Origin of the sequence: Pseudoalteromonas sp. 120-MNA-CIBAN-0494, assembly GCF_040308885.1 — a bacterium.
Lineage (GTDB): Bacteria > Pseudomonadota > Gammaproteobacteria > Enterobacterales > Alteromonadaceae > Pseudoalteromonas > Pseudoalteromonas nigrifaciens.
This window is the reverse complement of record NZ_JBEOOE010000009.1, coordinates 36,323-51,040: the sequence shown is the minus strand read 5'-3', so window position 1 is coordinate 51,040 and position 14,718 is coordinate 36,323. Positions and strand designations below refer to the sequence as shown.

10 protein-coding genes are annotated in these 14,718 nt (G+C 40.7%); 7 read left to right on the top strand and 3 right to left on the bottom strand.

The window, feature by feature from the left end; genetic code table 11:
* Positions 1-69: 69 nt before the first annotated feature.
* Positions 70-795 (bottom strand): tetratricopeptide repeat protein, encoded by a 726-nt coding sequence (locus AAEY55_RS08115; RefSeq protein ID WP_086995764.1) that lies wholly within the window; start codon positions 793-795, stop codon positions 70-72.
* A 511-nt stretch (positions 796-1,306) separates the two neighbouring features.
* Between AAEY55_RS08115 and AAEY55_RS08110 the strand changes: the two genes are divergently transcribed.
* On the top strand, positions 1,307-2,170 hold the full coding sequence (locus tag AAEY55_RS08110) for a DUF6279 family lipoprotein (protein WP_089369229.1): 864 nt from the start codon (positions 1,307-1,309) through the stop codon (positions 2,168-2,170).
* 131 nt (positions 2,171-2,301) lie between these two features.
* Entirely contained in the window at positions 2,302-3,333 is a 1,032-nt protein-coding gene (locus AAEY55_RS08105) for a diguanylate cyclase (protein WP_350550772.1), read from the top strand.
* Between the two features lie 3 nt (positions 3,334-3,336).
* Here AAEY55_RS08105 and AAEY55_RS08100 read toward each other — a convergent pair whose 3' ends face one another.
* Positions 3,337-4,275, bottom strand: coding sequence for a LysR family transcriptional regulator (locus AAEY55_RS08100; protein ID WP_350550769.1), 939 nt, complete (start codon positions 4,273-4,275; stop codon positions 3,337-3,339).
* 118 nt (positions 4,276-4,393) lie between these two features.
* Here AAEY55_RS08100 and AAEY55_RS08095 point away from each other — a divergent pair, with 118 nt between their 5' ends.
* The 5 genes from AAEY55_RS08095 (at position 4,394) to AAEY55_RS08075 (ending at position 13,726) form a co-directional block, all read left to right on the top strand.
* Entirely contained in the window at positions 4,394-5,563 is a 1,170-nt protein-coding gene (locus AAEY55_RS08095; protein ID WP_089369230.1) for an efflux RND transporter periplasmic adaptor subunit, read from the top strand.
* Positions 5,564-5,572: 9 nt separating this feature from the next.
* Positions 5,573-8,725, top strand: coding sequence for an efflux RND transporter permease subunit (locus tag AAEY55_RS08090; protein WP_089369231.1), 3,153 nt, complete (start codon positions 5,573-5,575; stop codon positions 8,723-8,725).
* Positions 8,718-10,130, top strand: coding sequence for a TolC family protein (locus AAEY55_RS08085; protein WP_089369232.1), 1,413 nt, complete (start codon positions 8,718-8,720; stop codon positions 10,128-10,130). The genes AAEY55_RS08090 and AAEY55_RS08085 overlap by 8 nt, the downstream gene beginning before the upstream one ends.
* Positions 10,131-10,139: 9 nt before the next feature.
* Positions 10,140-11,168, top strand: a complete 1,029-nt coding sequence (locus AAEY55_RS08080) for a zinc-binding dehydrogenase (RefSeq protein WP_011330001.1) — start codon at positions 10,140-10,142, stop codon at positions 11,166-11,168.
* 302 nt (positions 11,169-11,470) lie between these two features.
* Positions 11,471-13,726 carry an acyl-CoA dehydrogenase gene (locus tag AAEY55_RS08075; protein WP_011330002.1) on the top strand — a complete coding sequence of 752 codons (2,256 nt, stop codon included), beginning with the start codon at positions 11,471-11,473 and terminating at the stop codon, positions 13,724-13,726.
* Positions 13,727-13,845: 119 nt separating this feature from the next.
* On the opposite strand, the gene AAEY55_RS08070 is transcribed toward AAEY55_RS08075, so the two are convergent.
* Positions 13,846-14,397 (bottom strand): outer membrane beta-barrel protein, encoded by a 552-nt coding sequence (locus AAEY55_RS08070; protein ID WP_089369233.1) that lies wholly within the window; start codon positions 14,395-14,397, stop codon positions 13,846-13,848.
* Positions 14,398-14,718: the final 321 nt, after the last annotated feature.

Below are 14,718 nucleotides of genomic sequence, written 5' to 3'. Positions count from 1 at the left end.
GCGAGCTTAGCCTTGTTATTTAAACGCTGTTTTAGAGCAATTAATTAAAACAGCGTTTAAAGCAGTTTATTAAAACAACCGCCCTTCACCAGCGTAAGTGCCGGCTAAAATTCTGGCATAAATAGCGTCGGCTTTTTCTTTTGCTTCTTCAACTTCTTTAGGCAGCATTTTTTGCTCGTCGAGCTTGCGACTATGGCTTGCTTGCATATTGCCGTTATACTCGGCAATGGTGTTCCAAATATATGACTTTTCTAAATTCTTAGGCATGCCTAAGCCTTCAAAGTACATTAAAGCTAAATTAAATTGCGCCAAAGTATAATTATTGGCTGCAGCTTTTTCATACCACGTTTTAGCAAGTTCATAATCTACGCTTACGCCATCACCATTGGCATACATAACGCCTAGGTTAAATTGTGCAGCGGGTAGGTTTTTGTTTGCCGCTTGTTCAAATAACTTTATTGCCATTTGTTTGTCGAGTTTTACCCCGTTGCCTTCATCGTATAAAACAGCGAGAGCAAACATAGAATCAGGGTGGTTTTTTGCTACCCCTTGTTGGTAAAGTTGAGCAGCTTTACGGTAGTCACGCGTTACACCATAACCACCTTCATATAATTTACCCAGCTCATAAATACCAGGGGCAAAGCCTTTATCTGCTAGGTAATTAAACTCTTTTAGTGCTTGTGCAAACTCGCCTTCATTAGCGGCTTTGATCCCTTCCTCCAACCCGGCATGAGCGAAAGGGCTGCTAAGTAAAATGCCAGCTAGGAGTAAGGTTTTTAAATTAAACTGTGACATAAGAATGTCTCCAATAAGTGATAGTTGCAATGTGTATTATTTAAACATTATTCTATTTAAAATTTTTGTGCTAAATGAGGTAATGCAACGTTTAAAGATTAAGTGCAAAGTTTATTGCTTGTTATGTTTTACGCTGGCCTTAGTATTAAGCACCGCATTAGCAAATGCAAAGTACGCTTATTATAGCCTAAAGCCGAGCAGAGTTGTTTTAGCAGTGTAAGATACAGATATTACAAAAAATTTAAAGCAGTAAAAAAGCCCTTTCGGGCTTTTGGGTCATATCAACCGTCACTAATATGAAAAATGAAGATGTAGGCTAAGCTTTGTTTATTACAACCCGAGCAACATAAGTATTACGGGCTTATAAAAATAACAGCATCCGTGCTGAAAGTTCATCCTTGGGCACTGAGGTCGGCACATTTAACTTATGCGAGTGATTATCAGTTAGATTTAAATTAAAGTCAAATGCAAATAAAAACTATTATCAACTTTGTGTGTGCGCAGGAGAGTTATGTTAATTAAAATAAATACAAAAAAAATAATACATTTAATGATAGCCGTCAGCTTTGTACTTTTAGCTAGCTGCTCTACTTCTTTTGCTTATAACAATTTACCTTGGCTATCATCATTTTGGGTAGATGACTACATAGACCTAAACAGTAGCCAAGCAAAACAACTTAAAATTATAATTAAACAAACCCGTAATTGGCATCGTCAGGTAGAGCTGCCTAAGTACAAGCAAGATCTTATCAAGTTACAAAAAACATTTAATAGTGAGTTTAATATCAGCGATTTAACACAGCAGGTTACTGTAGCTAAATTGCATTGGAGCAATTTATTAATACAGGTTAAAGCGCCTTTAATCGAATTGGCTAAAACACTTAGTACTAAGCAACAACAAGAGCTTGTAACTAACATACAAGCTAACTTAGCTGACGAGTTAAAACAGTATCAAGAGCAAACGGCGCAACAACTAAGCGAGGAGCGCCTAAAAGAGCAGCTTAATTATTATAAAGATTGGTTAGGGAAATTAACTAAGCAGCAAACCCAGCTTATAACATTGGCTAACGAGCAGCATATTAATACCTTTGTGCTTTGGCAGCGCTATAAGCAAAATAGGTTAAACGCACTGCAACACGCTTTTAATTATGAATTACGTAATGTTGAGCAGTTTGATCAGCAAATGGGCATTATAATTACCGAGCGTGAATATTTTATTAGTGAAGAATTAGCGGCCAAAAACCAAGCTAATTTAATGGCTCATGTAAATTTACTTGTTAGTTTAAATAGTACTTTATCGGATAAACAACGCCGCCACGTAAATAAGCACTTTGCTGAGTTGATAGAGACTGTGGATGATCTTATTGCTGATTAGGTTTTTTGCGCAGTACAGTAACGAATTTTTATATAATTATTTACCAGCAGGGCTGCTATTGTAGGTAAACTATTTTGTTATATTTATGTTTCACGCTAAACTAATTTTTTATTTTTTATCAAGTTTCATAAATGGATATAGCAGCACTTAATAGTACAGAGTTTTTAAGGAAAAATGTTCTCAAATGGGTCAGCTTATGCTTTGGTTGCTTGGCGTTGGTATTTTCAGGTTTTAATCTTGCTGTGAATAATTTAAGTGTGCTTGGTTATTTTGAAGCTGTTTTTGCGCTGTATTGTTTTTGCATTTATTTTCGTTTGGGTAAACACCCGGTGCAAGTTTGGCAGTCTGTTGTTATGTGTGCCTTTATTTCTTTTATTGTGGTTTTTGGGGCTTATATAGCCACGCTTAATAATGCGGTGTTTGTTTGGGCGTTGGTGCTGCCTACTATGTATTATTTATTGCTAGGAAAAAACTATGGATTTATTTTTTCTATGGTTTTGCTTAGCTTACAAAGTATTGTATTAATGAATAAATCCTCGTTAGCTCCTTTTACTTCTCTGAATTTATATTTAAATATATTATTTGCTTATATTGTTATTTGGGCTATTTCACATACATTTGAAAGCAACCGCGCACAGTTTTCAAAAAGACTTAAAAACCTTGCCATGCTTGACCCTCTGACCGGATCGGGTAATCGTTTGGCAATGAATCATTATTTTTCGGTTGAGTTACATGAGCGTACCCAGCTTTACTTATTTTTAGTTGATTTAGATTTTTTTAAGCAAATAAATGATAAATACGGCCACGATGTGGGCGATAAAGTACTGATAGAAGTAGCCACGCTATTAAAGGTCACTTTTGCTAAAGGTTATGTTTTTAGGATCGGGGGCGAGGAGTTTGCACTTATAAGCTCGTTTAATAGTGAGCATGCAGCGCTTGCTGTTGCTGAAAAAGTAAGAGCAGCACTGGAAAATAAATACATAAACGTTGATAACTATAAAATAAACCTAACAGCAAGTATTGGCGTTGCACGTTATAAACCCCAACAATCACTCAATGAATTGCTTAAAGCAGCCGATAAACAGCTTTATAAAGCCAAAGATTTAGGGCGCAATAGCGTTTATTATCCAGCGGTTAAAAGTGACAAAACAGCGCTTATATAACGATTAATACATGTGATCAAAATTTGGGATACTGTTTTCCCAAATCGGTTTATCTTTGCCTAAATACTCGCGCACAGCATCAAAAAATAGTCGCGTTCTGACCGGTAAGTCGCGGTGCGGATATAGCGCATACATAGCACTGTGGTCCATTATTTTTATATTGGTAAGTAATGGCACTAACTCGCCATCAATAACTTCGTTATCGAGTAAAAATGCAGGCGCCAAAAAGTAACTGGTGCCAGAGAGTGTTTTCATTAGCAATACTTCAGCGTCGTTAGCCCGAAACACACTCCTTATTTTTTGCTCGCAAGCCTCACCTTTATCGTTATAGTAATTTATTGCATCCACTCTAAATGCATTGCTTTTATAGCTTGCCGCCGGTAATTGAGCCAGATCGCTCATAGTTTTAGGTATGCCATAGGTTTTTACAAATTCAGGTGTTGCTAATATTAATAAACGATTACGGGCAATTTTACGCGCAATGAGCGATGAATCTTTTGGCTCGCCAATTCTAAATGCTAAATCAAACCCTTCAGATACTATATCGACCAAGCGGTCATCTAAACGTAATTCTACTTCTACTTGTGGAAAGCGTTTTTGAAAATCATTAATAACAGGTTGTAAATAACGGCGACCAATAATGGTTGACGCTGTTATTTTTAATAATCCACGCGGCTCTTGGTGATAGTTTTCGGCCATGCGCAGGGTTTCACCTAGCAGCTCTCTAAGGTCGGCTGCTTTTTTTATCATTTCGGCGCCCGCTGCAGTAAGCGAAAAAGAACGTGTTGTTCTGTTTAACAACCTCACGCCAAGCTCATCTTCTAAGCGGCTAATTTGTTTTGATATAACGGAGCGGTCAATATTACGTATTTCAGCTGCTTTGGCAAAAGAGCCTTGTTCAACCACTTCAAGTAACATTAAAAGTCGACTAGTTGTATCCATAACATTACCTAAAATAGTTTATTGATGCCATTTTGGCATTAATGAATTTAGAAATCTATTATTTTTGTCAGCACGATTGTTCCGTACCATGCAACGCTAATTATAAAGGAGCGTCGTAATGAACAAACATTTAATTGCTGTAGCACTGGCTACAGCATCCTTAACACTTACAAGTTGTGCCGATGAAAGCACGGCTCAGTCGGCTCCAACAGCGCAACATCAGCCAATAGATGTTGCCAAGGTTATTGTTAAACCGGTACAAAGCTGGCACACCTACACAACTCGCTTAGAATCGCCTCAAGAAGTTGCTTTAATGCCACGAGTATCGGGTGTTATCGACAGCATCGAGTTTAACGAAGGCGACTTGGTAAATAAGGGCGACGTGTTATTTCAATTAGATAACCGTTCATTTACAGCCAAGGTTGCCAGCCTTGAGGCGCAAGTTAACAGTGCAAAAGCAGCGCTTGAACAAGCAATCAGTGAAGCAACCCGTGCGGTACGCTTAACGCAGCGTAAAGCTATTTCAACTGAGCAAGCACAAGCACGTACTTCAACACTGCGCCAACGCGAAGCGCAACTAGCGGCGCTACAAGCACAGTTAACATCGGCGCAGCTTGATTTAGAATTTACCTCAGTTGTATCGCCTATAGATGGCATTATTTCGCGCGCTAATATTACTAAAGGTAATAATATTTTAGCGGGGCAAAGCGTATTAACGTCGATTGTTTCAAATGAAAAAATGTACGCTTATTTTGATATAGACGAGCGCACTTGGAATTCATCGTTTAATGATGTTAGTGCAGCAAGCCGCCAACCTGTGGTAATGCAAAAGGTAGGTCAAGATGATTTTGCTTATTCAGGTTACATCAACTTTATTGACAACCAAATTAACGCCGCTACGGGTACTTTACGCGTGCGAGCAGTGTTTGCAGATAATAGCGGGCAGTTACGTGCAGGTTCGTTTGCGCGTATTAAGTTAGCCGCTAATGCAATTACTGAAACAGTGATAGTGCCAGATAGAGCAATAGGTACAGATTTAAAAAATCGCTTTGTACTTACGGTCGGCGAAAACAATGTTCTGCAATATAAATTAGTAACCGTTGGAGAGCGTTATGGCTCATTACGCGCGATTACTGCAGGCCTTACAGAGGGTGATGTGATTGCTGTAAATGGCCCCGCTCGCGTCGGACCTGGTATGCCAATTTCTCCTAATACCGTCACTATTGATACCAGTGGAATTGCATTTACTTTAGGTAATAGCAACAACCAGTTAGTCGCTAAACAATAAGGTTTATTGATGAAGTTTTCGCACTTTTTTATCCAGCGCCCAATATTTGCGGCGATGTTGTCGTTAATCATTTTAATAGCAGGGGGAATTTCATTATTTCAACTGCCAGTAAGTGAATACCCAGAAGTTGTTCCACCTACCGTAGTGGTAACAGCCAGTTACCCGGGGGCAAACCCAACCGTTATTGCACAAACGGTAGCAACGCCATTAGAGCAAGAAATTAATGGCACCGAAAACATGTTGTATATGTTTTCACAAGCCACTAGTGATGGTCGTATGACCTTAACGGTGACGTTTGCGCTTGGCACCGATTTAGACCGAGCACAAGTACAAGTACAAAACCGAGTAAATAGCGCATTGCCGCGTTTACCACAAGAAGTACAGCGCTTAGGCGTAGTAGCCGAAAAGTCATCGCCCGACTTAACCATGGTGGTGCATTTATATTCTCCTGAAAACACCCACGATACGGCGTATTTATCAAATTATGCCGATTTAAATATTAAAGATGAAATTGCACGCTTATCGGGCGTAGGTGATATTCGCCTGTTTGGTGGCGGTAAATATTCTATGCGTGTGTGGCTTAATCCCGATGCTTTAGCATCGCGCGAGTTAACCGCATCGGATGTAGTAAGTGCACTGCGCTCACAAAACCAGCAGGTTGCTGCGGGTAGCTTAGGCGCTCAGCCAATTTCGAACGACAGCCAGTTTCAAATATTGTTAAATGTTAAAGGTCGTTTAAACAGTATTGAAGAATTTGAACAAGTTATTATTAAAGTAGGTGAGCAAGGGCAGTTAACCCGTTTATCTGATATAGCTCGTGTAGATTTAGGGCAAGACACTTATGCACTGCGCGCTGAGCTTGATAATCAACCAGCACTGGCTATGCCAATATTCCAACGCCCGGGTTCTAATGCAATTGAGCTCTCTGATCAAGTACGCGAAACCATGGCGCGTTTAGCGAAAGACTTTCCTACCGGTGTTGAATACGACATAGTGTACGACCCTACAGTATTTGTACGCGGCTCTATCGATGCGGTAATTACTACCTTGCTAGAAGCAATCGCATTGGTTGTTATTGTGGTGATTGTATTTTTACAAACATGGCGTGCATCTATAATTCCATTGATTGCGGTGCCTGTTTCACTCATTGGTACTTTTGCAGTGATGCAGTTGCTGGGAGTGTCTATTAATACCTTGTCGCTGTTTGGTTTAGTATTGGCCATAGGTATTGTGGTAGATGATGCCATAGTAGTGGTAGAAAACGTTGAGCGTAATATTGAAAAAGGTCTGTCGCCACTTGAAGCAACCCGCGTTGCCATGAGTGAAGTAACCGGCCCTATTATTGCAATTGCCTTGGTACTTAGTGCGGTATTTATTCCTACAGCGTTTATTACCGGGTTGTCTGGGCAGTTTTATAAGCAATTTGCCTTAACCATTACTATTTCTACTATTATTTCAGCTTTTAACTCGCTGACTTTATCCCCAGCACTCGCTGCATTATTATTAAAACCCCATGACGCAAAGCCAGACGCTTTTACGCGGTTGTTAAATAAACTATTTGGCCGTTGGTTATTTGCACCCTTTAATCGCGTGTTTAATCGTGGCGCTAAAGGCTACGAAAAACTGGTACAAAAGCTGATCCGCATGAGCGTGGTGGTCATGGTTGCTTACGTTGCTTTAGTGGGCGGTACTATTAAGTTATTTGACTCTGTACCCGGTGGCTTTATTCCTCAGCAAGATAAACAGTATTTAGTGGCGATTGCACAGCTCCCTGATGCTGCGAGCCTAGATCGTACCGAAGCGGTTATTAAACAAATGCAACAAATAGCGCTAGAAGTGCCCGGCGTTGCCCATACGGTTGCCTTTCCGGGGTTATCGGTTAACGGTTTTACCAACAGCCCTAACAGCGGTATTGTATTTACGCCCTTAGCTCCTTTTAGTGAGCGGACTGATCCTAGCCTATCTGCCATGGCAATTGCAGCGCAACTTAATCAGCGCTTTGCAGCAATTGACGAAGCATTTGTAGCGGTATTTCCGCCGCCGCCTATTCAAGGTTTAGGCACCACAGGTGGCTTTAAATTACAAATTGAAGATAGAGCAAACAAAGGCTTTGAAGCATTATTTAATAGCCTACAAGCGGTAATAGCCAAAGCGCAACAAGACCCAGCATTAGTTGGCCTGTACTCAAGTTTTCGTATTCAAGTACCACAAATGGATATAGATATTGACCGTGAACAAGCGCTTATTCAAGGCATACCACTGGATGAAGTGTTTAATGCGTTACAGATATATTTAGGCTCAGTGTATGTAAACGACTTCAACTTATTTGGCCGTACTTACCAAGTAAATGCACAAGCTGACGCCGATTATCGCGTTGATCCAGAACAAATATTGCATTTAAAAGTACGAAATCGTGCGGGTAATATGGTGCCATTAGGATCAGTGTTAACGGTAACTCCTACCATAGGCCCAGACAGAGTAATGCATTACAACGGCTACCCAAGTGCAGAACTTAATGGCAGCCCAGCGCCAGGTTATAGCTCAGACCAAGCGCAAGTTGCGATTGAAAAAGTACTTGCCGATACGCTACCTTCAGGTATTGAATACGAGTGGACCGAAGTAACCTATCAGCAAGTACTTGCGGGTAATACTATGGTGTATGTATTTCCGTTAGTGGTACTACTGGTATTTATGGTGCTGGCTGCACAATACGAAAGCCTACGTTTACCATTGGCAATTATAATGATTGTACCTATGACCATATTTTCAGCGCTAATTGGGGTGTGGTTTGTGGGCTCAGACAACAACATATTTACGCAAATTGCATTAATTGTGCTGGTGGCTTTGGCCTCTAAAAACGCGATACTTATGGTGGAGTTTGCCAAAGATCAACACGAAACCGGTTTATCACATTTAGATGCCATGTTAGCGGCATGTCGAATGCGCTTACGTCCCATATTAATGACCTCAATAGCCTTTACCGCGGGCGTTGTACCATTAGTATTAGCAACGGGTGCGGGAGCCGAGATGCGCCACGCTATGGGTAATGCTGTATTTGCAGGCATGATAGGAGTAACCGTATTCGGCTTATTATTTACCCCGGTATTTTATATGTTAGTAGCCAATAAAAAGCAAAAAGCACAGCAGGTATCACATGATTAAATTAGTGCAAAAAAACCTTAAAACGTCGCTTACCACAAGCGCTATATTAATTGCTGCTATGTTATCGGGTTGCGCCGCTAAAATTGACGCTGCCAGCGAGCAAAACGTGGTTAGTGAGTTTATAGCTAGTGCCAATATAGCCAGCGAGCTTAATAATATTGATGAGACAAACTGGTGGCAAAAGCTAGAATCAGCTCAGTTAAATCAGTTGGTTACAGACGCATTAGCCAATAACCACAACTTACAAACCAGTCAGTTAGTACTTAAAAGCGCCTTGGCGCGCTTAGGTGAGCAACAAGCGCAGTATTTACCGCAAGGCGGGGTAGAAATTGGCGCGCAGCGCAGTGGTTTAGGCGATACTAACAGTCGTCAATCGAGTGCTAATTTAGCACTTAATTGGCAGCTCGATTTATTTGGTCGTATTACGGCATTGGTTGATGCAGCGAATGCATCGGCCATGAGCCAAGCCGAGCAAGTACGTTTATTGCAAATTGAAGTGGTTTCGTCGGTTGTTAAAGGCTTTGTGAGCTATCAAGGTAATGTACAAAAGCAGCACATTGTTACGTTGCAAATAGACGCACTAGAGCAAAGTATTGCGGTACTTCAAGCCCAGGTTGATGAAGGCGTAGCAAACGAGCTTGATTTAAATCGTACTATGGCACAACTTAAGCAACAACAAGCACTAATGCCGGCAATTGAATACGCTAAATATCGCGATTTATCTACACTGGCTGTGCTTAGCGGACGACTAGCACAAAATGTTAAACTCACTAATGAGCAAGCCATTTTAGAGCATAAATTTACCGTATCGTTAAATGATGCTAATGAATCTATCGCACTTAGGCCCGATATTAGCCAAGCACTTTATGCATTTAGCCAAGCAAATAGTTTAAGTGTTGCTGCAAGTAAAGCGTTATTACCAGATATAAGCTTAAGTGGTTTTGCAGGCGTGCTTAGTATTGGTAGTAATAGCTTTAGTGATACACAGCAGCAATGGCAGGTGGCTCCGCAAATTCAGTGGTCAATACTGAGCTACCCGGCACTCTTAGCGCAGCGCGATGCACAGCAATTTTTAACTCAAGCGGCTTATAGCGATTATCAACAAGTGATACTCCAAGCGCTGAGCGAAAGTGAACTTTCTTTGCAATTGTTGGTCAACCAAGCTCAGCAAAAGAGCTTTGCTGAGCAGCGTTATCAGTTTGCGAATAATGCATTTTTACAAGCGCAAGCAATGTACGAAGAAGGGCAAATTCCTTACTTAGAGTTGTTAGATGCGCGTCGGGATGTTCTAATAGCTCAAGAAAATGCTGTTGATTCAACGATTTCATCACTGCTCGCTAAAGTAAATGCTTACCAATCATTTAACGGGCGATGGAGTTATGCGTTAAATAATACTAACCAGTAGAGTTTTTTGATGTCTGATACTGATATTTCACCGCAATACACGCTACCGCAGACTATGCGAGCAATTGTATTGCCTGAGCCTAATGAAAAAATTTGTTTAGCCGATGTTGAGTACGCTGTTCCTGAGTGTGCAGACAACGAGCTGCTTATTAAAGTTGAATATGTTGGCTTAAACCCAGTTGATGGCTTGTTTGCTAAATCGGGTTTTTGTAAGTGGCAATATCCACATATTTTAGGGCTTGATGCCGTTGGCGTAGTGGTAAAGGCTGGTAAAGGTGTTTTCCCGGGCGTTGGCACGCGTGTAATGTGGCATGCCAGTATTGGCGATCAAGGGGCGTTGAGTGAATATACCAAAGTAGCTAACTATGCTGTATCGGTTGTTCCTGCTGAGCTTGCAGGCGATATGGCGGCTACTTTACCTTGTGCCGGTATGGCTGCACTCATAAGCCTAGATAAAATTAATATTACCGAGGGCGATACCGTATTAATTGACGGTGGCGCAGGGGCTGTAGGGCAGTTTGCCATTCAGTTTGCAAAGCAGCGCGGTGCCGACGTATTTACCACAGCAGCTAAGCGTAATCATAAATTGGTAAAACAATTAGGCGCTGATGTGGTATTTGCTTACCAGGATAAAGACTTATGCGAAAAAATTCGCCGAGAGCTTGGCCCACAAGGCTTTGATGCGGTAATAGACACCGTTGGTGGCGCCTCTACAATACGCAATATAGAACTAATGCGTTTTTGTGGGCGCATTGCTTGTTTAAACCCATTACCACATTTTGAACAAGAGCTAATGTATCGTCGAGCACCCAATATTGGTGTTGTATCCTTAGGAGGTGCTTGGTTGGCAAATAGTTTATGTGCCCAGCAACGTTTAAGTTTTATGGGTAACTTATTAATAGAAGGTGCTTTGAGTGGTGACATTAAAACACCCGAAATTACAGCTGTCGACTTTAACGCACAAGCAGTATCAGCAGCACTACATAAACAATTAGACGGCGGTTTTACCGGCAAACAAGTGGTTAAAATAAGCACTTAGTTAATTTTATAATTGAGCGGATACTAATTAACGCAGCATATAATTATGCTGCGTTTTTTTATGCCCGTTAAAGTCGCTTTATCTTTAAGGCGTGATTTAGCTAAGTTTTGTTGTTTAATTAGCCAAATGAAGAAAAATAATGTTTTTCAGCGCATAGCCGTAAGCCCTTGTGTTTAAACAGTTTACGTTCACGTAAAGAAAATAAATTGAAAAAACTGTTAATTATTTGCATAGAGTAATTGATCTAATCGAATTTTTATGACGTAATGTAGTTATTATTATCTGGTCTGATGAGTTCAATCATGAGTTTACGTACAAAATTAAAAAAAGTATTACCAAGTATTTCAATTACTGAACAAGAAGCGCTAGACGCCGGCGATGTATGGTTAGAAGGGTCTATCTATCAAGGTAAACCTGACTTTAGTGCACTACGCGCCGTGCCAGCTGCAGTATTAAGCGCAGACGAAAAAGCCTTTATTGATGGCCCACTGCAAGACTTGTTGGGTATGATTGATGACACCGAAATTCAAAATGGCATTCATTTACCGGATTACATTTTAGACTTTTTAAAGAAAGAGCGTTTCTTCTCGCTGATCATTCCTAAATCGTTTGGCGGTTTAGAGTTCAGCCCATACGCTAACTCAACAATTGTAGCCACTATTGCCACTAAAAGCTCTGCAGTAGCGGTAACAGTAATGGTACCTAACTCGTTAGGCCCAGGTGAGCTATTACTGCATTTTGGTACGCAAGAGCAACAAGCACACTACCTACCACGTTTAGCAAATGGTACAGACATTCCATGTTTTGCATTAACTAGCCCAGAAGCGGGTTCTGACGCAGGTGGCATTCCAGATTTAGGTACAGTTACTAAAGGCATGTACAACGGCGAAGAAGTACTAGGTTTAGAAATTACGTGGGACAAGCGTTACATTACACTGGCGCCTATTGCGACTGTATTAGGCTTAGCATTTAAAGTTGTTGACCCTGATGGTTTGCTTGGCGGCAAAGAAAACCTAGGTATTACCTGTGCGCTTATTCCTAAAGAGCACCCGGGTGTAGAGTTAGGTAATCGCCATGATCCTATGAATATTCGTTTTTATAACGGTACTACGCGTGGTAACAAAGTATTTGTACCTATGGACTTTATCATTGGTGGCCAGAAAAACATTGGTCGCGGTTGGCAAATGCTAGTTAGTTGTTTAGGCGCAGGGCGTGGTATTTCATTACCAGCACTGGGTGTAAGTACGGCGCAAGTTGCATTTAAATCAGCGTCTGAGTACGCTGCTGTGCGCGAGCAATTTGGTTTAGCAATAGGCCAGTTTGAAGGTATTCAAGAAAAGCTTGCCGATATAGCAGGTAAAACATACCTACAAGAAGCAATGCGAGTGCTTACAACTGAAGGCTTAGGCATGGGCTTAAAACCATCGGTAGTAACTGCAATTGCTAAATACCACATGACTGAGTTGGGCCGTGATGTACTCGACTCTGCAATGGATATTCAAGCGGGTAAAGCAATTCAAAATGGTCCACAAAACACGCTAGCAAGCGGTTATGTAGCACAGCCAATTGCCATTACGGTAGAGGGCGCGAATATTCTTACTCGTAACCTGATGATCTTTGGTCAAGGTGTAATGCGTTGTCATCCATACTTACAATCTATGGTTGAATCAATTCATAGCGAAGATAAAAATGCAGATAAAGAATTTAACCGTATTTTACGTAAAACAGTAAGTTACAGCGTAGCAAACAGCTTACGTGCGTTCCGCTTGGGTGTATTACCATTTACAGCAGGTGCAAGCTCAACGTTACCAGAAGTACGTGAATACGAAAAAGCAGCACATAAACTGTCAGCTAAATTAGCTGTATATGCAGATTTCTCGCTACTTGTACTTGGCGGTAAGCTAAAGCAAGCAGAAATGTTGTCGGCACGTTTAGGTGATGTAATGAGCTTTTTATACGCGGCAATGGCGTCAATTAAATACTACGAGCAAAAAGTATCAAGTAGTGAACGTGAGCAAGCAGCACCGTATTTTCATTATGCAACTCGCTTTGCACTACAAAGTGCTGAAGAAGCGCTGCACAAGTTTTTAGATAACTTCCCTGCAAGTGGCACGCGTAAGTTCATGCGTTTTATTACCATGAATTACTCAACTAAAATGCCAAAAATTAGCGACGACTTAATTCGTGAACTAGCTAAGCAAGCTCAGCTAGATACGGCCTTTAAAGCGCAAATTACGCATTTAGTTAAGCCAGTTAAAGGTGATGGACATTACATTAACGAGCAAGCGTACAAAGCTAAAATGGCATCGCTTGGTGAGTTGGCTAAAGTTAAAAAAGCACTGCGTGCTAAAACAATTAAAGCGGGTATTCGTTTTTCAATCACACTTGATAACGCACTTGCGGCTAATGTAATTACAGCGGCTGAACATACTCAGCTTATTGATTACAACACTAAGCGCGAAAAAGCGATTCGTGTAGATGAGTTCGATTTTGATATGAACTTACTTGACGACAACGCACAACCGGTTAACCCACTTAAAAGTGTTGTAAACCAGTAATCACCCGGTGTAAATAAATTCAACAATGTAAGCGCCTGTAGTTTGGGCGCTTTTTACGTTTTTAAAGAAAGCCCCCAAAAGTTAATTGAGGGGCTTTTTGTAACTTAATGAGGAGCTATTTAAAATAAATAAGAAATAGTTAAGTTACCCGATACAGCAACGTAGGTGCCTGTGCGGTACATAAAATCTTCATATTCATCAGCTTGGCGTAGAGTTAAAACAAAATCTAAAGCCGCAGGGCCCCAGTTGTAGCCTAAGCCGCCACCAAGTTGAAAGCCTGACATAGTCTCATTTTCACCCAATGCACTCCACTTATCTGAAAAGAAACCAGCACCGCCATAGCCCCTAAAGCCTTTTTTAGACAAACCCACACCCCCGTAAGCCATTAGGTCGAATCCATCACTTTCTATCGCTGAAAAATCGTCGTTTTCTAATGAGAAGTAGGTAGCTCTAATTTGAAAGTGATTATTAACAGCATAACCAGCAGCTATATTAAAACCACTAAAATCCAAATCTTCGCTTGAGCTATTGTCATTGGCTAATGTGAACGCGTAAGCACCCGCTCCAATACTCCAATGTTTTTGAGGTACTGGTTCTAGCTCATTCGCTTGTACAAAAGAGCCTAGTAATAAAGAAGATAGCAGCAAAGTTCCCTGGAATGTTTTTTTCATTATTTTTCCTATTTTGATATTTTAAAAGTACGATTTAAAGATAATTCTCATAAAGCATATTCAGGTTTTAACGACTAAAAAATTTAGCCCGTTACACCAAGTAAGCAGCATGTATGATGTTATAGAGATGAAATCGGCGAGAGAATAGCGCATACAAAAGCAAGTGTCTAATGTTAGGTTATTGTATTTATTGAGTTATTTGCAATGGTGGTGTGGTTGGGATACTTATCATACTAATTGTGAGCGGTATGTGAGCGTGTATTGAGCAATGCTGCTAATTGTTTTCTGTTTTTTGATTTAAAGATGAATAGAGGTAATAGC